Source organism: Pseudonocardia ammonioxydans (assembly GCF_900115005.1).
Taxonomy (GTDB): Bacteria; Actinomycetota; Actinomycetes; order Mycobacteriales; family Pseudonocardiaceae; genus Pseudonocardia; species Pseudonocardia ammonioxydans.
Genome location: NZ_FOUY01000035.1, coordinates 36,160 through 62,368, shown reverse-complemented (window position 1 = coordinate 62,368; position 26,209 = coordinate 36,160). Strand labels below are relative to the sequence as shown.

At 74.5% G+C, this 26,209-nt stretch carries 15 protein-coding genes and 1 rRNA gene; 9 read left to right on the top strand and 7 right to left on the bottom strand.

All coding sequences use genetic code 11. The annotated features are described in order from the left end of the window. Positions 1-181 precede the first annotated feature (181 nt). The 7 genes from rrf to BM093_RS26015 all read left to right on the top strand — a co-directional run bounded on the left by rrf (position 182) and on the right by BM093_RS26015 (position 14,140). Positions 182-298 (top strand): 5S ribosomal RNA (gene rrf / locus BM093_RS26045). Positions 299-1,721: 1,423 nt separating this feature from the next. Beyond that, a complete protein-coding gene (locus BM093_RS26040) occupies positions 1,722-2,267 on the top strand; it encodes a single-stranded DNA-binding protein (protein WP_093351323.1) in 546 nt (181 codons plus the stop codon). 25 nt (positions 2,268-2,292) lie between these two features. Continuing rightward, positions 2,293-3,969 carry an energy-dependent translational throttle protein EttA gene (ettA, locus tag BM093_RS26035; protein WP_093351320.1) on the top strand — a complete coding sequence of 559 codons (1,677 nt, stop codon included), beginning with the start codon at positions 2,293-2,295 and terminating at the stop codon, positions 3,967-3,969. Positions 3,970-4,070: 101 nt separating this feature from the next. Beyond that, positions 4,071-8,081, top strand: a complete 4,011-nt coding sequence (locus tag BM093_RS26030) for a hypothetical protein (RefSeq protein ID WP_143105526.1) — start codon at positions 4,071-4,073, stop codon at positions 8,079-8,081. A 157-nt stretch (positions 8,082-8,238) separates the two neighbouring features. After that, entirely contained in the window at positions 8,239-13,002 is a 4,764-nt protein-coding gene (locus tag BM093_RS26025; protein WP_093351355.1) for an NAD-glutamate dehydrogenase, read from the top strand. A gap of 11 nt (positions 13,003-13,013) precedes the next feature. Continuing rightward, positions 13,014-13,493 carry an acyl-CoA thioesterase gene (locus BM093_RS26020; protein ID WP_093351311.1) on the top strand — a complete coding sequence of 160 codons (480 nt, stop codon included), beginning with the start codon at positions 13,014-13,016 and terminating at the stop codon, positions 13,491-13,493. Continuing rightward, positions 13,490-14,140, top strand: a complete 651-nt coding sequence (locus BM093_RS26015) for a DUF8185 domain-containing protein (protein WP_093351306.1) — start codon at positions 13,490-13,492, stop codon at positions 14,138-14,140. The genes BM093_RS26020 and BM093_RS26015 overlap by 4 nt, the downstream gene beginning before the upstream one ends. Here BM093_RS26015 and BM093_RS26010 read toward each other — a convergent pair whose 3' ends face one another. The 5 genes from BM093_RS26010 to BM093_RS25990 all read right to left on the bottom strand — a co-directional run bounded on the left by BM093_RS26010 (position 14,141) and on the right by BM093_RS25990 (position 22,429). Further along, positions 14,141-17,698 (bottom strand): YncE family protein, encoded by a 3,558-nt coding sequence (locus tag BM093_RS26010; RefSeq protein WP_093351301.1) that lies wholly within the window; start codon positions 17,696-17,698, stop codon positions 14,141-14,143. Between the two features lie 36 nt (positions 17,699-17,734). Beyond that, the gene (locus tag BM093_RS26005) at positions 17,735-20,065 is read right to left on the bottom strand and encodes a hypothetical protein (RefSeq protein WP_093351296.1); all 2,331 of its coding nucleotides are present in this window, start codon (positions 20,063-20,065) and stop codon (positions 17,735-17,737) included. 185 nt (positions 20,066-20,250) lie between these two features. Further along, entirely contained in the window at positions 20,251-20,634 is a 384-nt protein-coding gene (locus BM093_RS26000; RefSeq protein ID WP_093351291.1) for a globin, read from the bottom strand. A 28-nt stretch (positions 20,635-20,662) separates the two neighbouring features. Further along, positions 20,663-21,685 (bottom strand): mechanosensitive ion channel family protein, encoded by a 1,023-nt coding sequence (locus tag BM093_RS25995; RefSeq protein WP_093351288.1) that lies wholly within the window; start codon positions 21,683-21,685, stop codon positions 20,663-20,665. A gap of 111 nt (positions 21,686-21,796) precedes the next feature. Further along, a complete protein-coding gene (locus BM093_RS25990) occupies positions 21,797-22,429 on the bottom strand; it encodes a pyridoxamine 5'-phosphate oxidase family protein (RefSeq protein ID WP_093351283.1) in 633 nt (210 codons plus the stop codon). A 74-nt stretch (positions 22,430-22,503) separates the two neighbouring features. Between BM093_RS25990 and BM093_RS25980 the strand changes: the two genes are divergently transcribed. Together BM093_RS25980 and BM093_RS25975 are read left to right on the top strand one after the other, a co-directional pair. Further along, positions 22,504-24,177 (top strand): aminotransferase-like domain-containing protein, encoded by a 1,674-nt coding sequence (locus BM093_RS25980; RefSeq protein WP_245773812.1) that lies wholly within the window; start codon positions 22,504-22,506, stop codon positions 24,175-24,177. Between the two features lie 51 nt (positions 24,178-24,228). Next, positions 24,229-25,320, top strand: a complete 1,092-nt coding sequence (locus BM093_RS25975) for a D-alanine--D-alanine ligase family protein (RefSeq protein ID WP_093351279.1) — start codon at positions 24,229-24,231, stop codon at positions 25,318-25,320. A gap of 9 nt (positions 25,321-25,329) precedes the next feature. On the opposite strand, the gene BM093_RS25970 is transcribed toward BM093_RS25975, so the two are convergent. After that, positions 25,330-25,887, bottom strand: a complete 558-nt coding sequence (locus BM093_RS25970) for a DUF3515 domain-containing protein (protein ID WP_245773808.1) — start codon at positions 25,885-25,887, stop codon at positions 25,330-25,332. Positions 25,888-25,895: 8 nt separating this feature from the next. Then, the gene (locus BM093_RS25965) at positions 25,896-26,132 is read right to left on the bottom strand and encodes an Lrp/AsnC family transcriptional regulator (protein WP_177238709.1); all 237 of its coding nucleotides are present in this window, start codon (positions 26,130-26,132) and stop codon (positions 25,896-25,898) included. Positions 26,133-26,209: the final 77 nt, after the last annotated feature.

Here is a 26,209-nt window from a genome sequence, read left to right as displayed (position 1 = left end):
TGGGTTGATAGGCCGGAGATGGAAGCCCTGTGAGGGGTTGTGAGTTGACCGGTACTAATAGGCCGAGGGCTTGCCATGACATGTTGTTCGCATCCACTGTGTGACCCTGAGTCCACAACCCTTGTGTGGTTGTGCTCGGTCCTTCGGCCTGTGGGTCGGGGGGTTATATGTTGATAGTGTTGTCGGTGGTTATGGCGGTAGGGGAACGCCCGGTCCCATTCCGAACCCGGTAGCTAAGCCTTCCTGCGCCGATGGTACTGCACTCGACAGGGTGTGGGAGAGTAGGTCACTGCCGACATTCAATGTGTGGAGAAGCGCTCCCGGATTCGTCCGGGAGCGCTTTTTCGCGTTCCGGGGCACATTGCGCCGAGGGCGACGGGGTCCGGTTGTGGGCCGCGACGGCCGGCGGCTACGCCCGGCGGTACCCCGCTTGGCGATCGACCACCAGCGGACGTTCGGCAGTGGTCGGGGAGCGGGCCGCTACGTCGCCGAGGCGCGGAGCCCGACAACCTCACGCCGGCTGCCCGAGTGAAGGGTCACAGGTAGCTGCTGGGCGCGCCGGGGGCGGCGCTCTGCTGATTTGCGACGTGCGGCATCCCGGCACCGGATCTCACTGCGCAACACCGCTCCCGCGGCTGTGCGGAGCGTGAACGAGCTGGTCGGACGGACATGTCCGGCCGTAGGAGCCGTCGCGCGGAGCAGTTCGTGATCGATCAACACTCTCGCGATACCGGTGTCGTCCTGATGTCGGCGCTGTGCGGGCACGAGCGCACCGGGGACCGGGGCGGCGCTGTCCCGCCGCCATTTCGACGGTGTCGTGCGTACTGACCGCCTCGGTACTGACCGGCTCGGGGAGCCATCGCTGTCGTGAACGACTCGGGGCCACAGCGACGGGGACAGGCGCCGCCCCGCGTCGGCGCAACCTCTCCGATCGCGCATCGCCGATGTGATCGACGGCGCCGCGCAGCACCGCCCACCCGGCGACGACGCATCGGGATGGCCCGAGGCCCCGCGGCTGCGGTGAGGGCCACCGCCGTCGTGAAGGCTCCGGGCTCGGGGGAGGCCGCAGCCGCGCGGTCGCTCGTCGGCGGCGGTCTGCTGTGACTGGGTCCCGGTTCGGGGAGCGCGGTACGACCCAGCCTCGCTACGACCCAGCCTCGCTACGGCGCAGTCTCGGTACGGGATCGGGAGCCCAGGGCTGTGGTGGATGCGGTGGGGTGCCACGTGTGGCCGGCTCTCCGCCGGTTCCCCGTGGAGTACGGGGAGCAGCACGGCTGCTCTCCGGTCGGCTGCCGTCGTGCTGGAGCGGCTCAGGAGCGATCTGTCGGTGTCGAAGCCGGGGCCGGGGTCGAAGCCGGGGCCGGGGTCCACGGCGCGCTCCTGTCGACGTGCGGCGGCCGTGCTGCCGGCGAGGCTGCACCCGGGCGTCGAGGGGTCACCGCGGCGTGCCGTCGGCTCCTGGTTCGGCCGGCACGGGGATTCGCCGAGGTGACCATCGCCCCGGTCTCGGCGGTGCCGGTATCGGCCGACGGGCGGGTCGTTTCGCGACGAGGCGTCAGCACGACGGGCCGACGGTCGGCGGCCCCGACGAGCGCGGGACCTGTGCTCCATCCCCAAGTGCGTGAACCATCCACAGCGCTGCAGAACGTGGCCGCAACCCGGGTGCTGACGGCGATGCTCGAAGGGCGACAACGACCCGACGTGCAACCCCGGAGGACCTCATGTCCGTCGACCAGATCATCATCAGCGGCAACGTGACCCGCAAGCCGACCCTGCGGTACAGCCCGAAGGGGTATCCGGTCACCGAACTGACCGTCGCCTCGAACTACCGGCGCCGCGACCCGAACAGCAAGGAGTGGCACGACGTCGCCCGCACCTACTACACCGTCACGTGCTGGCGGCACCTCGCGGAGCACGTCGCCCAGTCCCTCGACAAGGGGCACCCGGTGGTGGTCGTCGGCCGGATCTACGTCGAGGAGTGGACCGACCGCGACGGTGTCCTGCGGAAGACGCCCAAGATCGACCCGGTGAGCGTCGGCTATGACCTGCGGTTCTCGTCGGTGCTGGCGCCGGCGCGGTCGTCGTCCTACCAGGACCGCGAACAGGGTGGCGCCCGCCGAACTGCCGAGGCGTGGGACGAGCCGCCCGGTGACGAGCCGGAGGAGATGAACGACCCGTTCGACACCACGGCCGACACCGCGACCGACGGTGCCACCGACGACGGGAGGCTACGGGCAGTAGCGGCCGTACCGGCTTCCGAGGGCTGACTGCGAGCGAACTACCATTGCATTCGTGGCGGACCTGATTTACACGATGCGGAACGTGCGCAAGGCGCATGGCGACAAGGTCATCCTGGAGAACGCGTCGATCAGCTTCCTCCCGGGGGCGAAGATCGGCGTCGTGGGCCCCAACGGGGCCGGGAAATCGACCGTCCTGAAGATCATGGCAGGGTTGGAACACGCCAACAACGGGGACGCCTTCCTGCGGCCCGGTGCCACGGTCGGCATCCTGCAGCAGGAGCCGCCCCTCAACGAGGAGAAGACCGTCCTCGGCAACGTCGAGGAGGGTCTGGGCGAGGTCAAGGTCAAGCTCGATCGGTACAACGCGATCGCCGAGGAGATGGCGACGAACTACACCGACGAGCTGATGGAGGAGATGGGCAAGCTCCAGGAGGAGCTCGACCACGCGGACGCGTGGGAGATCGACTCGCAGCTGGAGCAGGCGATGGACGCCCTGCGCTGCCCGCCCGGCGACGCCGAGGTCACCCACCTCTCGGGTGGCGAGCGGCGCCGGGTGGCGTTGTGCAAGCTGCTCCTCTCGCAGCCCGACCTGCTGCTCCTCGACGAGCCCACCAACCACCTGGACGCCGAGAGCGTGCTGTGGCTGGAGCAGTTCCTGGCGAACTACCCGGGTGCGGTCCTGGCGGTCACGCACGACCGGTACTTCCTCGACAACGTCGCCGGCTGGATCCTCGAGCTGGACCGCGGCCGGACCTTCCCCTACGAGGGCAACTACTCCACCTACCTGGAGAAGAAGGCCGAGCGGCTCGCGGTCCAGGGCAAGAAGGACGTCAAGCTGCAGCGACGCCTGAAGGACGAGCTGGCCTGGGTCCGTTCGAACCCGAAGGCCCGCCAGGCCAAGAGCCGTTCCCGCCTCGACCGGTACGAGGAGATGGCCGCCGAGGCCGAGCGGCACCGCAAGCTGGACTTCGAGGAGATCCAGATCCCGCCGGGCCCGCGGCTGGGGAACCAGGTCGTCGAGGTCTCGCACCTGGACAAGGGCTTCGACGGGCGACAGCTGATCAAGGACCTGTCCTTCACGCTGCCGCGCAACGGCATCGTCGGCGTCATCGGCCCGAACGGTGTCGGCAAGACGACCCTGTTCAAGACCATCGTCGGGCTCGAGGAGCCGGACTCGGGCGAGGTGAAGGTCGGCGACACGGTCAAGCTCTCCTACGTCGACCAGAACCGGGGTGGGATCGACCCGAAGAAGACCGTCTTCGAGGTCGTCTCCGACGGGCTCGACCACATCCAGGTCGGCAACGTCGAGATGCCGTCGCGGGCCTACGTCGCGGCGTTCGGGTTCAAGGGGCCGGACCAGCAGAAGCCGGCCGGTGTGCTGTCCGGTGGTGAGCGCAACCGCCTGAACCTGGCGCTGACGCTCAAGCAGGGTGGCAACCTGATCCTGCTCGACGAGCCGACGAACGACCTGGACGTCGAGACCCTGGGTTCGCTGGAGAACGCGCTCGAGCAGTTCCCCGGTTGCGCGGTGGTCATCTCGCACGACCGGTGGTTCCTCGACCGGGTCGCCACGCACATCCTCGCGTGGGAGGGCACCGACGAGAACCCGGCGGACTGGTTCTGGTTCGAGGGCAACTTCGAGGCCTACGAGAAGAACAAGATCGAGCGTCTCGGTCCGGAGGCGGCGCGACCCCACCGGGTCACGCACCGTAAGCTCACCCGCGACTGAGCACCACTCCGCCGGGCCGCCCCCAGCCGGCCCGGTTCGGGTACTGCGGACGCGACGACGCGGCACGGGTGTACCGGGCCGGTGGTGTCACGGGAGGGTATGTGACGTCCGACCTGGGTCACCGCGCCGCCGGCGCGACGACAGCCGAACTGCGGACAGCGGCGGCGCTGCGATGGCAGCGACCGCTGCTGACCGCGGAACTGGCCGGGTACGCGTGCGTCCGCGCCGTCGCGGACGGTGACGATCTCCGCTGGGTGCAGGCCGCCGGCTGGATGCTCGCCGGGCACGCCGCGGGCGGGGACGCCCGGGACGTCGCCACCGCCGTCCTCGGCGGCGTGACCGGTACCGGGCGTCCCAGCGACCTCGTCCCGGCCGTACCGGGCCCTCCGCCGGGTGCGGAGGTGCTGGCCCGGCCGGAGGCGTCGCGGTTGCGTGTCGAGCTGGCGACGGTCGCTCAGGCGGACGGCGAGTTCGATACCGCCCGTGCTCTCGTCAGCGGGCTGGCCGACGACGGCCCGGGCGAGGAACCGGGGCTGCTGCGGCTCGACCGGCTCGCGGTCGAGGTCCGGTGTGCGCTCGCCGGGCAGAGCGGTGACGATCTCGACCTGCTCCGGCGGGAGGTCGAGGACTGCGGCGCCGAGTTCGGTGGCGACACGGCGGCGTTCGCCGACCTCGTCGTCGGATCGGTCCATCGTGCGTGCGGAGACCACGAGCAGGCCGTCGAGCGGGCGTTGCGCGGGCTGGCGGAGCTCGGCTGGACCCCGGACCGCCCGGACGCCCGCCCGCTCTCCGCGCACCTGGCAGCTGCGCTGCTCAGCCAGTGGATCACTGCGCTGCTCGACGGCGGCCGGCCCACGGTGCAGGCAGTCTGGGCCGCGTCCGCGCAGCATGACGCCGCCGAGGCCGGCCGGCAGGGTGTGCTGTTGCGGCTGACCCTCGCCCGGGCCGATGCCGGGCCGGCCGACCGGACCTCCCGGGTGCTCGCCGATGTGGCGGCCGGTGCCGGCGCCGCCGGTGTCCCCGCACTGGTCACGGCGTGCCGGACCGCCCAGTCCGAGCTGCACGAAGGTGCCGGCCGGTACCGGGAGGCCCTCGAGGCGATGCGGTCGGCGACCGAGGCCGAACAGCTCGACCGCGATCGTGCTCGCCGCTTCCGGCAGGCGGTCGCCGCGGTACTTCCGGTCGCCGGTGCCCACCCGCGGTCCCGCCGACGTCGCTCGGCAGTCCGGTCCGCACCCGGGAGCAGTCCGCTTCCGGGGTCCGGTTCCGCGGAACGCGCCTCCGGCGATACGCGCGGGGCCGCGTCCGCATCCACAACCGTGCGGCGAGCGGCGCACGCCCGCCCCGACGACGGTGGACCGAGCCGGGGGCGCGACGGTGCGACCACCGCTGTCCCGGCGGACCGCAACGGCCTGACCTCGGCTGCGCGGGGGGAGCGCAACGGCACGGCCAGGGTGGTGCAGGAGAAGCGCAACGGTAAGGCCGCCACGCTCTCGGACGAGCGCAACGGCACCGCCGCCACGGTTCCGGGGGAGGGCCACGGTACGGCCGCCACGGCCCCGGAGGAGTACGACGGCGCGGGTACTGCGGTCTCGGGGGATGCTGTGGTCTCGGCCGATGCTGCGGTCTCGGCGGACGACGCTCGGCCGCGGTGGCCCGCTCCGGACCCGGTCACCGGGCCGGCCGCCGCGAACGTTCGGGACGACCGCACATCGCGTGAACGCGACAGGGTCCGTGACGCGAGGGACCGCGGCGACGCACCGGCACCCGCGATCGATCCCGCCGACCCGCTGGGTGTGTCGGGCATGCTGACCGGCAGCGGGATGGGGAACGGGACAGCGCCCCCCGCCGGCCGCTCGTCGGACGCCGTCGGCCCGGGGGCCGCCCCGGAGGTGTTCGCCCGGGCGGAGTGGGCGGGGTGGGATGAGCCCGCAGAGACCGTCACGCCCGATACCCGCGGCAGCGGTGCCCCACTTGCCGACGCGCTCCTCGCCGAGCTGCGCGGCGGGAGCGCGGGCATCGGCCGGGGCCGGTCACCGAGGGTGGGGGGTCTCGGGAAGCCCGCGGACGTCGACGCGGCCACGAAGGCCGGTGTCCGGGGTGACCGCGAGGCCGGCGGTGACCACGGCCGGGGCGGTGCGGCCCTCCCCGGCGACGCCGAGGTCGGGGGTGCCGGGCACGACGCCGGTGCCGGTGCCGCCACCACGGCAGATGTGTCCCTGTTCGGAGGTTCGGAGCTGGGCGGACGCGGTGAGCCCGGCACCGACGACAGCGGTGATACGGGGCGGGGCGTCGGGCGTGGCGTCGCACGGCACGGAGCCGGGCCCTCGGCGGGGGTCGACCGGTCGATCGTCGTGGACGTCGTCGACCCGGACAGCTCGCCGGTGACCGGCGACGCCGCCGCGGCGGTGCTGGAGGAGATCGCGATGCGGTCGCGTCGGCTGGTCCCGCCGTCCGGGACCGCGAGGCCCGACGACGCGATGGTGCGTATCGCGCTGCCTGACGCGGATCGCGTGACCGCCCTCCTCTGGGCGCGTTCGCTCTCCGCGCACCTCGCGGGCCGGGTGCACCGGGGTGGGCTACCGGCCGGGGCCGCACTGCGCCTGCGCTGCATCGGTCCGCACGGGGCCGAAGGAGACGAGCTCGTCCGGGATCTGACCGGGCCGGACGAGCCGGCACTTCAAGCACCGCTGTCGACGACGGCCGGCGGGCGGGCCGGTAGCGGCCCCGGCGGTCGGTTCACGGTGGACGGCGTCGTCCCCGGGGCCGGTCGGAGTCCGGGCCATGGCACGGGTGACCCAGCGGACGCCGCCGGGAACGACGCAGCCGGCGCCGCCGGGAACGACCCAGCGTGCCCCGCCGGGAACGGCACAGCGGATGGTGCCGAGCACGCCGCAGCGGCCCATGCCGAACCGGTGGCAGGATCCGCCATGGCGACCTCGCTGCCCTCACCGTGGCCCGAGCCCGAGCCCGAGCCCGAGTTCGCGGCCGGGGTCGAGCCCGGTGCCGGGGGTGAGGGTCGCGCCGGGCGCCGCAGGGCAGCCGACGGGGCGGTCTCGCCGCTGTTCGCGGCCGGTATCGAGGTGCGGCCGGGCAGCGGCGGCCGGCGTCGTTCCGACGGGCGGTCCCGTTCCGGCACCACCGCAGGGCACCGTGAACCGGCCGGAGGGGACGCAGCCAGCCGCGACGAGTCCGCGACCGTGCCGGACGACCCGGCGACCACCGCGGCGTCCGGGAGCGGACCGACCCCGAGCGCCCGCGGCGTCGACCGGCCCGGCACCGCTGCCGGAGCGAACACCGCGTCACCGGCTCCCGGCGTGACGGAACGGGACACCCCCGGCGCCGACCGCCGGCTGGCGGACATGGTGCGCGCGCACCTCGACCTCGGTGAGCGGCAGGGCGGGCAGCACACCGGTCGCGAGGGGCGTCCGGTGGCCTGGTCCTCGGTGAGCGAGGGCGACGGCCCGGCGGACCTGCCGAAACGAAACGGGCGCAGAGCCCGCGCCGCGGACCGGCCGAGCGATGCCGACGACACCTCCGGCAACCGGACCGGTGCCGCCGGTGGAGCCGACGTGTGGACGCTGCGGTCCGCCCGCGCCGACGCCCGGGAGACGCCGGACTCCCGGCCCGCCGAGACCGTGTCGGCCGGGACCGGGCAGGCAGGCGCCAGCACGACGCCCGCCACCACGACGCCCGCCACCACGACGTCCGCCACCGCGAGGTCGGCCGCGACGGAGCCCGCCACCGCGAGGTCGGCCGCGACGGAGTCCGCCACCGCGAGGTCGGCCACCATGGAGTCGGCCACCACGGAGTCCGCCACCACGAACTCCACGAGGTCGGCGGACCGGAACAGTGCCGGTGCGCGAACGGGAGCGTCGTCGAGGTCAGCGGTGTCCTCGGGAACGGCAGCGGCGCCGGGGTCGGTGTGGGCCTCCGCGTCGGCAGCGTCGCCAGGACCGGTCGGACCCGGCGTCGGGAGCCGGACGGAGCGCGGTAGCACGACACCGTCCGACGACCGTACGGACACGCCCGACGATCCGAACGCGATCCCCGAGGGCATGGGTCTCGCCGATCTCCTCGCCGGCGCCCTCGCCGCGTACCGCGAGATCTGACCGACCTGCACCGATGTGCCCGTGCACATCGCTCGTCGCCCGCCCGGAACCGTCGGGGCCGGAGGCTAGGGTGGCGAGCGTCATGGACGCGCGGGGGCCGGAGTGGGACGTGAGCAACGGTACGACGGGTGACACGGGGAGCACAGCGGACGTGGACGTGCGGTCGGGGAGTGGTCCGCGACCGGGCGGTACCGCCGCCGCGGACCTCGTCCGGTTCTACGTGCGGCACACCCCGGAGGCGGAGGACACCGGCGGCCCCGTGCTGCCCGGCCCGGCCACCGTGGTCGATGCGCATCTCGCGCTCGCCGCGCGCCGGGAGCCCGGCCGGGCCGCGGTCGACGTCGTCTCCGGGCCGGGTGAGGCGACCACGGTCGACATCGTCACCGACGACATGCCCTACCTGGTCGAGTCGGTGCTCGCCGGGGTCGGACGCGTCGGCGGCACCGTCCGGCGGGTCGTGCACCCGATCCTGGTCGTCGACCGCGACGGCACGGGGAACCTCACCGGCGTCGACACCGACGCCGACCCGAGCGAGCCGGGTGACGCGCTCGCCGAGTCGTGGATGCACCTCGACGTCGTCTCGTCCGGGCAGCTCGACCGGGAGGCGCTGCGCTCCGAGCTGGAACGCACCCTGTCCGACGTCCGCCAGGTCATCGACGACTCCTCCGCCATGACCCACCGGGTCCGGGCGCTGGCCGACGACCTGACCGGGATCACCTCGCACGGCGACGGCGTGGACCCGGGTGAGGTCGCCGACCTGCTGCGCTGGCTGGTCGACGACCACTTCGTCTTCATCGGCTACCGGCACTACGCGCGCCGCGACGGCCGTCTGCAACCCGACACCGACACCGGGCTCGGGGTCCTGCGCCCGGGCGACGCCGGCGCCAACCTGTTCCTCCCGGAGGAGGGCGAGCTCGGCGCCGAGGACCCGGCCGGCCCGTTGCTGATCACCCGGGCGAGCGAGCGCAGCCGGGTGCTGCGGCCGGTGCACCCCTACTACGTGGGCGTCCGCACCCGGGACGCCGCCGGGACCGTCGTCGGGGAGCACCGCTTCCTCGGCATGCTCACCGTGCCCGCCCGCCACGAGTCCGTGCTGGACATTCCGGTGGTGGCCCGCCGTATCCGGGGCGCGATCCGCCGCGCGGGCTTCCCCGCGGACTCCTACTCGGGTCAGCAGATGCTCGAGGTGTTCTCCGTGCTGCCCCGCACGGAGCTGTTCTCGTCCTCGGAACGGCGGCTGCACGACACCGGTGTCGGCGTGCTGGAGGCCAGCGCACGACGCGCGGTCCGGTTGTTCGTGCACCCGGACCCGTACCGGCGGTTCCTCTCCTGCCTGGTCTACCTGCCGCGGGACCGCTACACGACCGACACCCGGCTGCGCATCACCGACATCCTCCGCGAGCGGCTCCAGGGCAGCGATGTCACCTACACCGCGCAGGTCGGCGACGCCGAGCTGGCGATGCTGCACCTCACCGTCGCCACCGACCCGTCCGCGGAACCCGTCGCCTACGACGTGGCCGCCCTGCAGGACGAGATCGCCGAGGCCACCCGCAGCTGGGACGACCTGCTGGTCACCGCGCTCGGTGACGCCGGGCCGTCGGCGCGCCCGATGCTCGCCGGCGTCCCCGAGTCCTACAAGGCCGGGGTCGTCCCGGAGCGCGCGGTGGAGGACCTGCGCCGGCTGATGGCACTCGGCGGCGGTCCCGACGACACCGACGCGTTCGACCTGCGGCTCTACCGCACGACCGACGACGACATCCGGTTCGCGCTCTACCTGGGTGACGCCCCGGCGACCCTGACCCGGGTGCTGCCGCTGCTGCAGCAGCTCGACGTCGACGTCGTCGATGAGCGTCCCTTCGAGTTCACCCGGCCCGATGGCCGGCACTGCTGGCTCTACGACTTCGGGCTGCGCGCGCCCGAGCCGTCGGGCGCACCCGCGGCGCCGGCCGTGACCGTCGAGGACACCGGGACCCGGTTCGAGGAGGCGTTCGCCGCGGCGTGGCGCGGCGACGCCGAGTCCGACCGGTTCTCCGCGCTCGTCCTGCGTGCCGGGCTGCACTGGCGCGAGGCCGCCGTGCTGCGTGCCTACAGTCGCTACACCCGTCAGCTCGGTGGTCTGTTCACGCTGCAGTACACGGCGAACGTGCTGGTGAACCACCCGCAGGTCGCCCAGGGGCTGATCACGCTGTTCCGGGCCCGGTTCGACCCGGCGACGACCGACCCGGCCGAGCGCGACGCCGCCCACGAGCGTGCCCTGGCGAACGTCACCGCGCTGATCGACCAGGTCAGCGGCCTGGACGCGGACCGCATCCTGCGCGGCCTGCTCGCGGTGATCGAGTCGACGCTGCGCACCAACTGGTTCCGCGGCCGGGCGTTCTTCTCGTTCAAGCTGGACCCGGCGGCGGTGCCGGACATGCCGCTGCCGCGGCCGCGCTTCGAGATCTTCGTGTACTCCCCGGACGCCGAGGGCGTGCACCTGCGGTTCGGCCCGATCGCCCGCGGTGGGCTGCGGTTCTCCGACCGGCAGCAGGACTACCGCACCGAAATCCTCGGTCTGGTGAAGGCTCAGGCGGTGAAGAACGCCGTCATCGTGCCGGTCGGTGCGAAGGGCGGCTTCGTCGTGCGCCGGCCCACGCCGGACCCCGAGCACGTGCGGGCCTGCTACACGACGTTCATCTCCGGGCTGCTCGACGTCACCGACAACCTGCTCACCCACCCGGACGGCAGCACCGAGACCCTGCCGCCACCGGATGTCGTCCGGCACGACGGCGACGACTCCTACCTCGTCGTCGCCGCGGACAAGGGCACCGCGACGTTCTCCGACCTGGCCAACTCCATCGCCGGGGACTACGGCTTCTGGCTCGGCGACGCGTTCGCCTCCGGCGGGTCGGTGGGCTACGACCACAAGGCCATGGGCATCACCGCCCGCGGTGCCTGGGAGTCGGTGAAGCGCCACTTCCGCGAGCTCGACCTCGACACCCAGAGCCAGGAGTTCACCGTCGTCGGCATCGGCGACATGTCCGGTGACGTGTTCGGCAACGGGATGCTGCTCTCCGAGCACATCCGGCTGGTCGCCGCGTTCGACCACCGGCACGTGTTCGTCGACCCCACCCCGGACGCCGCCGCGTCGTACGCGGAACGGCGCCGGCTGTTCGAGCTGCCCCGCTCGACCTGGGAGGACTACGACAGCTCCCTGATCAGCGCGGGCGGCGGGGTGTGGCCGCGCACCGCGAAGTCGGTGCCGGTCGGGCCGGAGATGCGCACCGCGCTCGGCCTGCCCGGGACGGTCACGGCGATGTCGCCGCCCGAGCTGATCCACGCGATCCTGCAGGCGCCGGCCGACCTGTTGTGGAACGGGGGCATCGGCACCTACGTGAAGGCCTCCACCGAGACCCATGCCGACGTCGGGGACAAGGCCAACGACACGATCCGGGTGGACGGGCGCGACCTGCGGGTCCGGGTCGTCGGTGAGGGCGGCAACCTGGGCCTGACCCAGCGCGGCCGCATCGAGTACGCCCGTGCCGGCGGGCGCGACGGCGTGCCGGGCCGGGTCAACACCGACGCGATCGACAACTCGGCCGGGGTCGACTGCTCCGACCACGAGGTCAACATCAAGATCCTGCTCGACCGCCCGGTCACGGAGGGCACGCTCGACGGGCCGGCCCGCAACGAGCTGCTCGCGTCGATGACCGACGACGTCGCCGACCTGGTGCTGGCCGACAACATCGCGCAGAACAACGTGCTCGGTGTCGCGCGTGCCCACGCCCCCGGCATGGTCTCCGTGCACGGCCGCATGGTCACCGATCTCGTCGAACGGGCCGGGCTGGACCGCGAGCTGGAGGTGCTGCCCTCGGCCACCGGGTTCGACGAGCTCGACGAGGCGGGGTTGGGCCTGACCGGTCCCGAGCTCGCGACCCTGCTCGCCCACACCAAACTCGACCTCACCGCCCGGATCGTGGAGACCGACCTGCCGGACCGTCCGGCGTTCGAGCCGCCGCTGCCGGACTACTTCCCGGCCCAGGTCCGGGAGCGTTTCGGCGACGCCGTCCGTACCCACCCGCTGCGCCGCGAGATCATCGCCACGAAGCTGGTCAACGAGATGGTCGACGGCGCGGGGCTCAGCTACGCGTTCCGCCTCGGGGAGGAGATCGCGGCCGGCCCGGGCGACGTCCTGCGCGCCTACACCGTCACGACCCGGGTGTTCGAGCTGCCCGAGCTCTGGGCGGCGGTCCGGAGCGCCGACGTGCCGGTGGCCGTCGCCGACACCGTCGTGCTTCAGTCGCGCCGGCTGCTCGACCGGGTCTCACGCTGGTTCCTCACCAACCGGCCCCAGCCCCTGGCCGTCGGTGCGGAGATCAGCCGGTTCGCCGAGCCGATCGCCCGGCTGCGGGGCCAGCTGCCCGAGCTGCTGCAGGGCCGCGAGCTGGACTCGGTGCGGGAGCAGGCGGCGAGCCTGCGGGAGTCCGGTGTGCCGGAGGGCCTGGTCCGCCCGGCCGCCCTCTCGCTGTACGCCTACGGTCTGCTCGACGTGGTCGAGGTCGTGGAGCTGTCCGACCGGGAGAAGGAACCGCGTCCGGCCGCCGAGGTGGCCCGGCTGTACTACGCGCTGTCCGAGCACCTCGGCGTCGACCAGGCGTTGTCGGCGGGGAGCAGGCTCGACCGCGGCGACCGGTGGCACGCGCTGGCCCGGCTCGCGCTGCGCGACGACCTGTACGGCTCGCTGCGGTCGGTGACCCTCGACGCGCTGCGGGAGACCCCGCCCGGCACCGGTGTCGACGAGGCGATCGCGGCCTGGGAGCAGGCGAACGCGTCGAAGCTGTCCCGCGCCCGGACCGCCCTGGAGGAGATCGGCGCCTCGGCGTCGCTGGACCTGGCCACGTTGTCGGTGATCTCTCGCCAGCTGCGTGGGCTGGCCCGGTAGGACTCGGGGACATGTCGGGCACGTCCGCAACTTCTGCTGAGCCATCCGTCACTGGGTCGTCCGGCACCGGGCCGTTCGTCCACCTGGTCCCGTTGCGCTGGACCGACCAGGACGCCTACCGGCACGTGAACCACGCCCGGATCGTCACGCTGATCGAGGAGGCCCGCGTCGCGCTGGCCTTCACCGGCGCCGGGGAGGAGGGGATGACCGGGTTCGCGTCCGGGCTGCTGGTCGCCGGGCTGCACGTGGACTACAAGCGGCAGCTGCCCTGGCGCGCCGAGCCCCTGCGGGTGGAGATCACCGTGCGGGACCTGCGGGCCGCGTCGTTCACCCTCGACTACGTGCTGCGCGACGGGTCCGGCGCGGACGACCCGGTCGCGGTGACGGCCTGGACTTCGATGGCGCTCTACGACCTGGAGGCACAACGCGTGCGGCGACTCACCGGCGACGAACGTGACTACCTGAGGCGCTTCCTGGGAGAGGTGTCATGATCCTCCGGCTGGCGGACCCGTCCGAGCGGGACGACCTGGGCGCGTTCACGGCGCGGGTGGTGCGGCTCGACCAGGCCGCCGCGATCCGGCTGACCTCGGCGGGGGACCGTGTGACGGCGTGGGCCCGCACGCCGTTCGACGTGCTGGTCACCCGGTCCGTCACCGGGCGGCTCGACGGCGGGACCGCGGTCACCGCGCACGCGTCGACGCTGCTCACGGCGCTGGCGGTGGAGCGGGCCGAGGAGATCGACCCCGGCCCGGCGGCGTCGTGGCTCGACGAGCTGCCCCCACCCGACGGCTGGTCACGGGTGGACGAGGTGCCCGCCGGTGAGCTGGACGCCCTCGCCGATCGGGGCCTCGCGCTGGCCCGGGAACACGCCGGGCCGATGGGGCCGCCGGCGTCGTTGCTGGATCAGACCGTGCTGACGGTGTCGCCGCCCGAGGCCGGCGGGCCGGTGCGCGTGCCGATGCGGGTGCTGTTCGCGATGTCCGGGATGGGGTTCCTGGGTTCCGGACCGGCCCCGAACGCTCCGGGCGACCGCCGGGTGCGGGTGTCGGCGTCCGGGTCGTGGATGCGTCTCGACGCCCGCTACGGGGCCGTCGTGCGCCGCCGTGTGGTCTCGCTGCCGCTCACCGTCACCGGGTGATCAGGCCAGGTTCAGGACGCTGACCTCGCCGTCCCCGGTGACCCAGCCGGTGCGGCCGTCGGGGGCGACGGACACGGCGGTGGGCTGCTGGGCGACGTCGGTGGTGCCGGCGACCTCCCAGGTGGAGGTGTCAGTGGCGGTCTCAAAGGTCTGCAGGCCCTGCCCGGTCGTGACGTAGAGGTGCCCGCCGTCCGGGGCGAACGCCAGCCCGGTCGGCCCACCGGCGGCCTCCACCGTGGCGACCTCGCTGCCGTCGGCAGGATTCAGAATGCTGACGGTGTCCGAGTCCGGCCCGGCCACCGCGACCAGCGTCTCCGGGGCGGCGGCCGGGGTGACGGCGACGGCCTCGGCGCCCCCGGCGACCGGGAAGCTGCCGAGCACGGCGAGCGTGTTCGGGTCCAGCACGGTCAGCTGGTCGGCGCCGCGGGTGGCGACGTAGACGCGATCAGCGGCGTCGTTCGTGGTCGCCGCGTAGGGGTCCCGGGAGATCGGGACGGAACGCGTGACGACGCCGGCGTACGGGTCGAGCTCGTCGATCACGCCCTCCGCCCGGGACGGCACGTAGAGGAACCGTCCGTCCGCGGAGGTGACGGCTCCGCCCGGGTCGGCGGTCACCGGCACCGTGGAGACGACCGTCCCACCGGGGACGTCGACGACAGCGATCTGCCCACCGCTGCCGTCGGACATGCTGACGAACGCGCGGGTCCCGTCGGGCGAGGCGGTGACGCCCTGGGGCGTGGCCGGGAGCGGCACCTCGGCGGTGACGGCGTCGGACGCGCCGTCGACCACCAGCAGCCGGTTCGCGTCCTCCACGGCGACGAGTGCCGTACCGCCGGCTGTCGCGGCGACCGCGACCGGGGACCGCCCGGCCGGGACGGTCGCGCGCACCGTCGGTTGCGCGAGGCTGGTCCCGGCCGGTGCGGCGGCCGGTCGCGGCCCGAAACCGGCTCCGGAGTCGCTCGCCGCCGGGCGGTCCGGGGCCGCGCCGTCGTTCTGCGGGGTCGGCGAGAACATCGCCCACACCGTCAGCGTCCCGAGCAGCAGGATCGCCAGGGCGATCGCGAGCCCGGCCGGGGAGACGCCGCGGCGGCCGTTGCGCGGCTTCGCCGACATGATCGCCTCGCGGCGCGGGGTGATCGTCTTGGTCGTGGGCTCCGGTGCACCGGCATCGCCGGCGCCGTCGACGTCATCGGCGTCGACCGTGCTCCCGGTGCCATCCGTGCCGCCCGGGTCGGCCTTGCCGGCGGCGGCACGGGTCGCGGCCACCGAGACCGCGCCGACCGCGGCGGCCGCCGCGGCGTTCCGCCCGCCCCGCTCATCGGGGGACCGCTCGTCACCGTCGGTGCTCGGCGCCGGTCGTGCCGCGGTCCGCGCGGTGCTCTCGGCGGCGTCCTGCTGGGTCGTCCGGGTACCGGCGGGCCGGGGACGCCCGTCGTCGCCGACGGCACCCATCGTCACGGTGGTCTCGCCGGCCGTCGGATCCGGCGCCCCGGGGGAGCCGGGCGTGCGTGGCCGGTCGCGCGACCCGGTGGGGCCCTGCGGAGCCCACGCGGACGCGCCGGCGGCGGGCGGTCCCCACCCCCCGGCCTGCGGGTCGGCCCGGGCGTCCGGAACCGGGCGGGTCCCGGACGGCCCGCCCGGTGCCCGGAAGGATCCCGTGGCCGCAGCGGGGCCCGGGCGCTCGCTCGTCCGGTCCGGCGCCGGGAACGTGCCCGAGGCCGGTCCGGCAGCGGGACGCTCGGCCTGCTCACCCGGTCCGGGCAACGGCGGTGCGCCCGGTTCGGGGCGCTCGCGTGACCGCTCGGATGCGGGGGCGGCGCCCGGGACCTCTCCGGTGCCGGGGTGCTCGGCCGAGGCACCCGGTCCCGCGGACGGGCCCGGGCGAGCGGTCGTCCCGTCCGGCGCGGGGAACGCCCCGGAGACCCGTGCGGCCGCGGAGCGGTACTCGCCGGCGGCCGGGACCGTCCGGTCCGTTGCGCCGCCGGAGGTGGGGACGGCCCCGGACCTCGGATCCGAACCCCGGTGATCGGGCATCGCGCGGGCAGGGAGGGCCCCGGTGCCCGGGGGCGTCCCGGCAGGACCGTCGGTCTGGTCGGCCCCGGCGGTGCCCTCACGGCCGGTGGGGTCCGACGGAAGGGTTCCGCGGTCGGGCAACTCGCCGAAACCACGGCTGCTCCCGGCACCGCCCGGCGCCGCGAACAGGTCGTTGCCGGACAGCTCGGCCATCGCCGGGCCGCCCATCGCGGGCCGCGGAGCGGGAAGCCGATCCGGCTCGGACGCCGCCGGGCGCCGGCGGCCGGGCATGGTCGGACGGCTCCCCGGTGCCGGGGTGTCCGTCCGCGCGCCCCGGTCGTCCGGCCGGGCCTGCTGGTCGGAGTCGGACGCCGACGGGTAGTGCCCGAGGAACGCACCGGGCGGCAGGATGTCGGTCTCCGGTCCGTCGGCGCCGGACAGCGGTGGCCGCGGGGGCCACCGCTTCGACGACGGCGGGTCCCCGGCCGGGTCCGGGTCGTGCGTGTCCGGAGTGGACTGCGCAGGGCCGGCAGGTCTGCCGGGGGCGGGATCCGGGTGCGTCACCTCGGCGGTCTCCTCGATCGGCCGTGGCGGGGGTGCGATCGGCGGCACCACGGTGGGCGCGGGTTCGGTCACCGGGACGCCGTCGGTGCCGACCGGCCCGCCCGTCCTGCGACGACCGTCGGCGGGGGTGGCGGTCGACCCGTCGGACGGCTCCGGGGCGGACGCCGGCGCGGCGGACCGACCGGTCGGGGCGGCGGTCGGCTCACGGTGCCCGGTCGCGGACGGGGAGGACCCCGTCGACGGGGCGTCCGGGGCCGGTGCGGTCCCGGCGGTGGGCGCCGGTGCGAACGAGGGCGGCGGGGCGAACCGGTCCGCCGGGGTGTGCAGCGGGTCGACCGGCTCCTGGGCCCCGGAGCCGTCGGCGGGCAGCGATCCGATGCCCAGCGGGTCGTCGCCGAGGTCACCGAGGTCGGCATAGGAGTCGTCGCCGGTGTCGAATCCGGTCGTGGCCTGGTCGGCACGGTTCCCCGAGCCTGCGGAGGCGGAGCGTGGCGACGGCGTCGGGCGGCTACCGGCGGGCCCGGCTTGGCTGGACGTGCTCCCGGAGGCTCCGCTGCCACGGACCAGGTCGGTGAACCCGGTGCCGCCGGTGCCGGCGCCACCCGGGCCGGTGCCGGGGTACGTACCGGCGGCACCGGTCGGTGGTGGCGCGACCGAGGTGGACGGCCCGGCCGGGTCACCGCCGGTGCGGCCGGTCGTGGCACCGGGGGTGGTCGTGCCGGACGGCGTCCCGGCACCCGTCCGGGGTTCACCCGTACGGGAGCCGTCCCCGGCCGAGCCGGGGCGGGACGCACTGTCCGGGGCGGGCCCGGAATCGGTGGGGGAGGGGTCGGAGGCGTCGTCGGAGCCAGAACGCATGACCAGGTCGACCAGCGATCCGGGGACCACCGGTACGCGGCCGGTCCTGATCGCTTCGCCGAGCCCGGCCGCGTCCGGTTCCGCTGCATCGTCGCGGCCCGGTTGCCCGGGCGCCGACGTCATGCGTTCTGTGACGGTCGGGGGCACATCACGATCTGATTATCGCGAGCGCCGCCCGGGCCCCGGACCCCGGGTGGGTCCCCGGTGCGGTCGCGAGCCGTTGCTCGCCCCGTCGTTCCTGGTCCGGCCGCTCTCCCGGCCCGTCCCAAGATCACCGAACGGGAGTACCCCGATCGAGGTCAGGGAGATCGGCGGGATCTGCCCGATCGTCGTGCGGTCCGGGTCGTCGTCACGCGCGGTGCCGGGTCGCCGGCCCGGGCCGAGCAGGAGGGTGCCGGTGGCGGTGTCGTCCGCCGTGTCGTCGTCCGCTGTGTCGTCGTCGGCGCCGTCGCGGTCGGCCGCGAGGTCGTCCCGGTCGGCGGTCGTGCTGTCGGGGTCCTCCCCGTCCCGGAGCGCCGAGGGCGTCTCGTCGTGGGTCCCGGTGGCACCGTCGATCCTGGAAGTCCCCTCGTCCTGGGTGGCACTGTTGTCCCGGGTGGCACCGTCGGTCCGGGTGGCGCTGTCGTCCCGGGTGGCGCTGTCGTTCCGGGTGGCGCTGTCGGTGCCGCCGTCGGATCCGGAGTTGCCGCGAGGGCGGGAGGTGCTGTCGGCCGCGGTGTCGTCGGAGCGGGCGCCGCGGGCCCGTGCGTTGTCGCCGGGCCCCCAGCTGCCACCGGCCTCGGAGCTGCCGCCGGTCCCGGAATCACGGGCGGTCCGGGAGCCGCGGCCGGCCCCGATGTCGCGTCCGGCCCCCGAATCGTGGGTGGTCCCGCCGGTGTCGTGGCCGGTCCCCGAGGCGTCGCCGGTCCTGGGGCCGTCGCCGGTCCTGTAGCCGCGCCCGGCCACGGAGCCGCCGTCGAACATGGAGTAGCGGTCATTCCCGGTGTTGCGGGCGGTCCCGGAGCCGTGGTCGTCCCCGGTGCTGCGGCCGGTCCCGGTGCTGTCGTCGGTCCTGGAGTCGTGGCCGGTCCCCGAGTCGCGGGTGGTCCCGGAGCCGCCACCGGAGTGGGAGCTGCCGCCGAAGCGGGACACCCCGTTGGGACGGGAGACACTGTCGGAGCCGACCGTGCCGTCGGCGGTGTCCGCGGGATGGCCGGTATCGCTGGAGCCCGGCCGCAGGGTGTCGCCGGAGGTGAACCGGGCCGCGGTCGCGGAGCGCAGGTCGAAGGCTGCGGTGTCGGATGCCGCCGCACCGGTGGTGCCGGCCGGGTCGGTGCCCGGCGTCGCGCCGGCGGAGCCGGACCCGGACCGGCGGCGCTCGGAGCCCGGGGCGTCCTCCTCGGACTCGGGGGAGCCCACGGACTCGGGGGACCCCACGGACGTGGCGAGGCGGTCGGCACCGGTTCCGGACGACCAGACGAACGACGTGCCCGTCGTGGAGCGGGAGGCGTCCAGGACGGAGACCGACGCCATCGGCGAGTCCTCGGTGGACGACTCGCCTGCCGTCCCGGACGAGCCGGTGCCGGAGACGCCGAACAGGGCGTCGTCCAGGGTGGCCGAGACCGGCTCACGGTCCAGTTCGGTGGTCAGCGTCTCGCGCACCCGCGCCAGCTCGCCGCGGACCTCGTCGCGCAGGCCGGCCAGCCGTTCGACGTCCCGGGCCACCCCGGCACGCCGCTCGTCGGCATCGCGCTCGGCGGCACGCAGCGCGGTCGCGGCCTCGTCTCGGGCGGCGGTGAGGATCTCGTCGGCGTCGGCCCGGGCCGACGCGATGATCCGGTCGGCCTCCTCGCGGACCGAGCCGACCCGCTCCTCGACCGAACGCTCCCGCTCGGCGAGCGTGTCCTCACGGCGGTCCAGGCCGTGCTCGCGCCGGTCCACGTCCTGCGCCCGGTCGTCGAGAGCGGCGCTGCGGGAGGCGAACTCACGGTCCAGGGTGGAAGCCCGCTCGAGCAGCGCCTCCTCGGTGCGGGTGCGCCGGTCCTCGGCCTCCTGCCGTGCCCGGGAGACGATCTCGTCGGCGTCGGTGGCCGCACGCTCGCGCAGCTCTGCGGCCTCCTGTTCGGCCGCCTGCAGCACCCGTTCCACGCGGTGGCCGAAGCCGGCCTCCTCGGCCCGCCGCTCGACCGGCGCCGCGGCCGCCCGCGCCACCTGCTCCTGCAGCCGGCGCACCTGCGCCCGTGCCTCGTGCAGCGCCTGCTCGGCGGTCTCGGCGCGCCGGGCCTGCTCGTGGAGCCGGTCCTCCAGGCCGGCCAGCCGGGCCTCGACCTGGCCCCGGTCGTAACCGCGCAGCACGACCGTGAACCAGGACCCGTCACCCGGGTCGCCGTGCTCGTCGGCCTCCGCGCCGGCGGTGTCCGGGGCAGGGGTCCGGCGTGAGTGCCGCGACGCCCCGTGCGCCGGGTCAGGACGCTGCGGACCGGATCCGGACGGCGACGGCAGTGCGCTCACGATGAACCCCCAGACGGGCGACTACGGGCCGCCCGAAGCTCCGGGGCGGCGTCCGGTTCAACGAGCCCGGACGCATTCGGTCACGACGAGAGCCGCTTCGACGCGGATCAGCGCCAAATACCACCCGTTCGGCGGCCATTCAGCCGATTAGGGAGTCACTGTTGGTGACAATGACGACATGCGAGTCAGAACTCCGAGTTCTGCATGCTCATCGCCGCGTACTGCAGGTAGTTCCAGAGCTGCTCGCGGTGCGCGGGCGCGAGGTTCTCCTCGTCGACCGCGATCTGCATGCAGCGCAGCCACGCGTCCCGCTCGATCGGCCCGATCTTGAACGGGACGTGCCGCATCCGCAGTCGCGGGTGCCCTCGCTGGTCGGAGTAGGTGCGCGGCCCGCCCCAGTACTGCTCGAGGAACATCCGCAGCCGGTCCTCGGCCGGGCCCAGGTCCTCCTCGGGGTACATCGGGCGCAGGATCTCGTCCCGGGCGACCTCCTCGTAGAACCGGTGGACGATCCGGTGGAAGACCGGGGCCCCACCCACCTCGGCGTAGAAGTTCTGCGGTGCACTCACGTCGTCAGTCTCTCAGTTCCCCTGCGGTTCAGTTCTGCTGCTGGGCACGCCCGTCCAGGCTGCCGGCGAACAGCAGGGGGCGCGGCACGCCGTGGTCGTCGAACGCGTCGGTGATCGCACCGTTGAGGGCACGCTTGACCGCCCACTGCCTGCCGGGCTTGACCCGCACGGTGATCCGCAGGGTCACGCCCTCCGGGCTGATCTTGTCGACGCCGAGCACCTCCGGCGCCTCCAGGACGTCGTCGACGATGTCGGCCTGCGAGGCCCGCTCGGTGGCGGTCGTCCCGGCGAGCTCGGTGGCCTCCTCGATGTCGGCGCGGTGCGCGACGGGCAGGTCGACCACGGCCACCGCGTAGCCCTGGCTCATGTTCCCGACCCGCAGGATCTCGCCGTTGCGGACGTACCAGACGGTGCCCTGCAGGTCACGGATCGTGGTGATCCGCAGGCCGACCGACTCGACCGTGCCGATGGCCTCGCCGACGTCGACGATGTCGCCGACGCCGTACTGGTCCTCGAGCAGCATGAACATCCCGGACAGGAAGTCGCGCACGAGGTTCTGTGCACCGAACCCGATGGCGAGGCCGAGCACGCCCGCACCGGCCAGCAGCGGGCCGAGCGGGTAGCCGAGCTCGTTCATCACCATCATCACCGCGACGAGCAGCACGACCGCGGAGACGATCGAGCGCAGCACCGAGCCGATCGTCCGGGCCCGCTGCAGCCGGCGCTGCGACCCCGGCGCGTTGCTCCTCGCTCCCTCGCCGCGGTCGGTGCGGCGCAGCCGGCGGGCACGTCCGATCAGCGCGGTGAACCGTCCGTTGGTGGCGCCGTCGACCAGGCGGGCGATGGCGCGGTGGGCCACCCAGCGGAACAGGACGGCGATCACGACGATCATCGTGATCGAGACCGTTTTCCCGACGATGGTGTCGGCGTGCTGGGCCAGGAAGTCGTTGTTGGTCCAGCGGTAGAGCGTCGAGCACCAGGAGCCGGCGTCCCCGACGCAGTCGGGCATCGGTAGCGCGGACTGGACGGGGGCGGGCGGGATGATCGTCACGCGTCCTCCTCGGGGGCGGTGAGGGCGGCGTTCTCGGCGGCGAGAGCGGCCGGGGCCGGGGAGCCCCGTGACGCCGGTGCCGAGACTACGTCACCCGAACCGGTGACCCGATCACCCCAGGTGGGGTGGGAGTGCGCGGTGTCCGGGCAGGTCAGGGGCGGGTTCCGGGATCCCGGTCACGGTGCTGACCGGCACGACGCCGGCCCAGGCGAGATCGGCGGAGACGTCGGCGTCGTCGTCGGACGGCGGTCCGGAGCGGCGTTTCACGCTGGCCTCGGTCAGGTCGAGGGCGAACACGACGGTGGCGGCGAGCTCCTTGGCATCCGGGTGCCGGGCGTGCTCCCAGGCGCCGGGTGTCAGGTGCTCGACGATGGTGCGCAGGGCGTGCCACCGCGCGTGCGGGTCGGTGACCTTGCGTGCCACGCCGTGCACCACCGCGCTGCGGTAGTTCATCGAGAAGTGCATGACGGCGCGGGCGTGCACGATCCCGTCGAGGTGGGTGACGGTGACGCAGCAGGGGAGCTCGTCACCGGCGAGGTAGCGCGCGCCGCTGGAGCCGTGCAGGTAGAGGGTGTCGCCGTCGCGGCCGTAGGCCGTGGGGAGGACGACGGGTGCGCCGTCGCGGACGAAGCCGAGGTGGCAGACGCGGCCCTCGTCGAGGACGGCGTGCAGCTCGGCGGAATCGGTCGCCGCCCGGTCGCGATTGCGGCCGAGCGTGCTCCTGGCGGTGGTGGAGAGCGTCACGGGTCCAGCGTGTGCCGTCGAGTGGCATCCTGGAACGGCCAATTCCCCGGGAATCGAGAAGGCCGGTGACGTCGATGGTCGCGGTGGGCGTGGATCTGCCGATCATGATCGACCGGGCGGCCGGGGCGTCGCTCGCCGTCCAGGTCGCCGACGGCCTGCGCGCGGCTGCGGCCGGCGGGGCCCTGCGCCCCGGTGACCGCCTGCCCTCCACCCGCGCCCTGGCCACCGCGCTCGGGCTCAGCCGGACGGTCACCTCGGCCGCCTACGACCAGCTGCTCGCCGAGGGGTGGGTCGAGGGCCGGGTCGGAGCGGGCACCTACGTGACGGCGGTGCCCCGCGGGGTGTCGCCCGCGGCGCGCCGCGGCTCCGCGGGCGGGCCGGTCGGGGGCCGGCGTGATCCGGGGGCGGCCGCGGTCGGCCCGGTGCCCGCGCCGACGGCAGTCGCCATCGGGCCGGCAACTGCCGGTCCAGAGGGCGCAGCCGGGCCGGGGGCAGCGACCGGACCGGGCTCGTTCACCGGATCGGCACGCGCGTGGGGCCCCGCGGTCGTCGCCGCACGGGCAAGTGCCCCGGGGCGGGCGAGTGCCCGGCGGCCGAATGCCCCGGGGCGGCCGGAGCCGGGTGGCGGGCGGTACCGGCTCGATCCCGGGCGTCCGTGCACCGCGGCCCTGGACCGGGCCGCGTGGCGGCGGGCCTGGCGGGCCGCCGGCGGTGCCGGCCCGGACGACGTGCCCCGGCCGGACGGCCTGCCGGAGTTCCGCGACGCCGTCGTCGAGCACCTGCTGCGCCACCGCGGGCTGACCCCGGCGGACGTCCTCGCCACGGCGGGCACCTCGGCCGCGGTCGGTGAGCTCGCCCGGCTGCTGCCCGCGGGGGCCACGGTGGCCGTCGAGGACCCCGGCTACCAGCGGGCGGTCGGTGCGCTGCGGGCCGCGGGCCTGCGCGTCGTCCCCGTCCCCGTCGACGACGAGGGCCTGGTGGTCGACGCGATCCCGGCCGGCTGCGCGGCCGTCTACACGACCCCGGCCCACCAGTTCCCGACCGCGGTGCGGCTGGCCGCGCCGCGCCGGGTCGCCCTGCTCGAACGGGCCCGCGACGAGGACCTGCTGGTGATCGAGGACGACTACGACGGCGAGCTCCGCTACGACGTCGCCCCGTTGCCGCTGCTCGCCGCGCTCGCGCCGGACCGTGTCGTGCACCTCGGCACCGCGAGCAAGATCGTGAGTCCGACGCTCGGGGTGGGCTGGGCGGTCGCGCCGCGGCCGGTCCTCGAGGCCTGGCGCGAGCTGCGCGAGCGGACCGGGACCCGGCCGTCCCCCGCGGGCCAGCGCGTGTTCGCCGCGCTGGCCGCCGGCGGCGACCTGTCCCGCCACCTGCGACGCCTGCGTCGCGAGCTGCGCGAACGCCGCGAGCTGGTCGTCGCCGCGGCGACCCGCGCCGGCTGGGCCGTGCAGGGCGACCCGGCCGGTGCCCACCTGGTGGTGCCGCTGCCCGACGAGCCCGAGGCGATCGCGGCCGCCCGCGAGCGGGGGGTGGACGTGGGCGGGCTCGCCGACTACGCCACCGCTGACCACTCCACGGCCGACCACTCCACGGCGGACCACTTCACCGGCGGCCGGGAGGGTACCGGTCGGAGCGTGACCGGAGGCCGTCCGGCGGAACCGGCCGCCTCCGGACTGGTCGTCGGGTACGCCGCCGGAACCCGCGCCGAACTGCACACGGCGCTGGCGCTGCTGACCGGCGACTGACCGCTCCCCGGCTGCGGGGGGCCCGTGCGGCGAGGCATACCCTCGTGGCCCATGAGCTCCGACCGGGTCAGGGTGGCCGTCGTCTTCGGCGGCCGCAGTTCCGAGCACGCGATCTCGTGCGTCTCCGCGGGCAGCGTGCTGACCCACCTGGACCCGGAGCGGTTCGAGGTGATCCCGGTCGGGATCTCCCGTGACGGTGCGTGGGTGGTCGGCCCGTCCGACCCGCAGCAGCTGACGATCTCCGGTCGTGAGCTCCCCGAGGTCGACGCGGCCGCCGACGCGCTGGTGCTGCCCGGTGAGCCGGGCCGCGGGCTGGTGCGGCTCGACGGCGACGCCGTCGGGGAGGCCCTCGCCGGGGTCGACGTCGTCTTCCCGATCCTGCACGGCGCGTTCGGCGAGGACGGCACGATCCAGGGCCTGCTCGAGATGGCCGGTGTCCCCTACGTCGGTGCCGGCGTACTGGCCTCGGCCGTCGGGATGGACAAGGAGTTCGCGAAGAAGCTGCTGCGCGCCGAGGGGATCGACGTCGCCGACGGCGTCGTGCTCCGGCCCGGCACCGACATCGGGTTCGCCGACCGGGACCGCCTGGGCCTGCCGCTGTTCGTGAAGCCCGCCCGCGCCGGGTCGTCGATGGGCGTGACCCGGGTGACCGACCCGGCCGGGCTCGACGCCGCGATCGCGCAGGCCCGCGAGCACGACCCGAAGGTGCTGGTGGAGGCGGCCGTGCCGGGGCGCGAGGTCGAGTGCGCGGTGCTGGAGTTCCCGGACGGCAGCGTCCGCGCCAGCCTGCCCGCCGAGCTGCGCTACTCGGGCGAGTTCTACGACTTCGAGTCCAAGTACCTCGACGTGTCCGAGCTCGACATCCCGGCCAAGCTCGACGACGAGATCACCGACTCGGTGCGCTGGAAGGCGATCACCGCGTTCCGCGCGCTGGGCGTGCAGGGCCTGGCCCGCGTCGACTTCTTCGTCGCCGACGAGGGCGTCGACGGGCCCCGGATCACGGTCAACGAGGTCAACACGATGCCCGGGTTCACCCCGAGCTCGGCGTTCCCGAAGATGTGGGCGGTCACCGGCCTGGAGTACTCCGAGCTGCTGACCACGCTGGTGGAGACGGCGCTGGCCCGGGGGACCGGCCTGCGCTGAGCTGCTGAGCTAACCCTGCGCCGGCAGGGTCGCGGAGATCGCGTCGGAGACGGCCTGCAACGGGCCGGGGCCGATCTCGGCCGGTGCGGTCAGCTCCAGGTGGACGTGGCGGTCCACGGCCGAGTACGTGGTCGAGCGCGCCCCCTCGGGAGCGCTCAGCGGCAGCCAGGTCACCCCGTTCACGACGATCAGCGACGCGGTGGGCACCAGCTCCGCGGGACGCTCGGTGCCGCAGCGCAGCACCACCGGCTCCGGTTCGGCGACCCAGGCCCGGGCACCGGGCACCGCCGGGTCCAGCTCGCGCGGCGGCAGCTGCGCGGCGCCGTCCGGGCCGGGATCACCCGGCAGCTCCGCCGGCAGCGCGCCCAGCACGGCGTCGCACTGCGGCGTGGACGCCTGCGGTGCGGGCTGCGGGGGGAGGGCGAGGGAGCCGGTGTCCGGCCCGGCCGTGACCCGGCTGTGGATCCCCAGCGCGGCGACGACCAGCGCGAGGACCAGCGGCAGCGCGATCGCGAACGCGACCGGCACCGAGACCGGCCCGCGCCCGCGCTTCCCCGCGACCCCCACGAGCGGCCTCAGGTGAGCTTGACCACGGGGCAGGTCAGGGTGCGGGTGATGCCGTTGACGTTCTGCACCCGGGCCACGACCAGCCGGCCGAGCTCGTCGACGTCGTCGGCCTCGGCACGCACGATCACGTCGTACGGTCCGGTGACGTCCTCCGCCGAGATGACCCCCGGCAGCCCCCCGATCTCGGAGGCGACGGCGGCGGCCTTGCCGACCTCCGTCTGGACGAGGATGTATGCCTGCACCACGGCGTGCCCCTTTCCGGTACGTGCCGCCACGGGTGGATGGTTGGCGGCAGGAATGTCGGACGCAGAACCTACCGGAG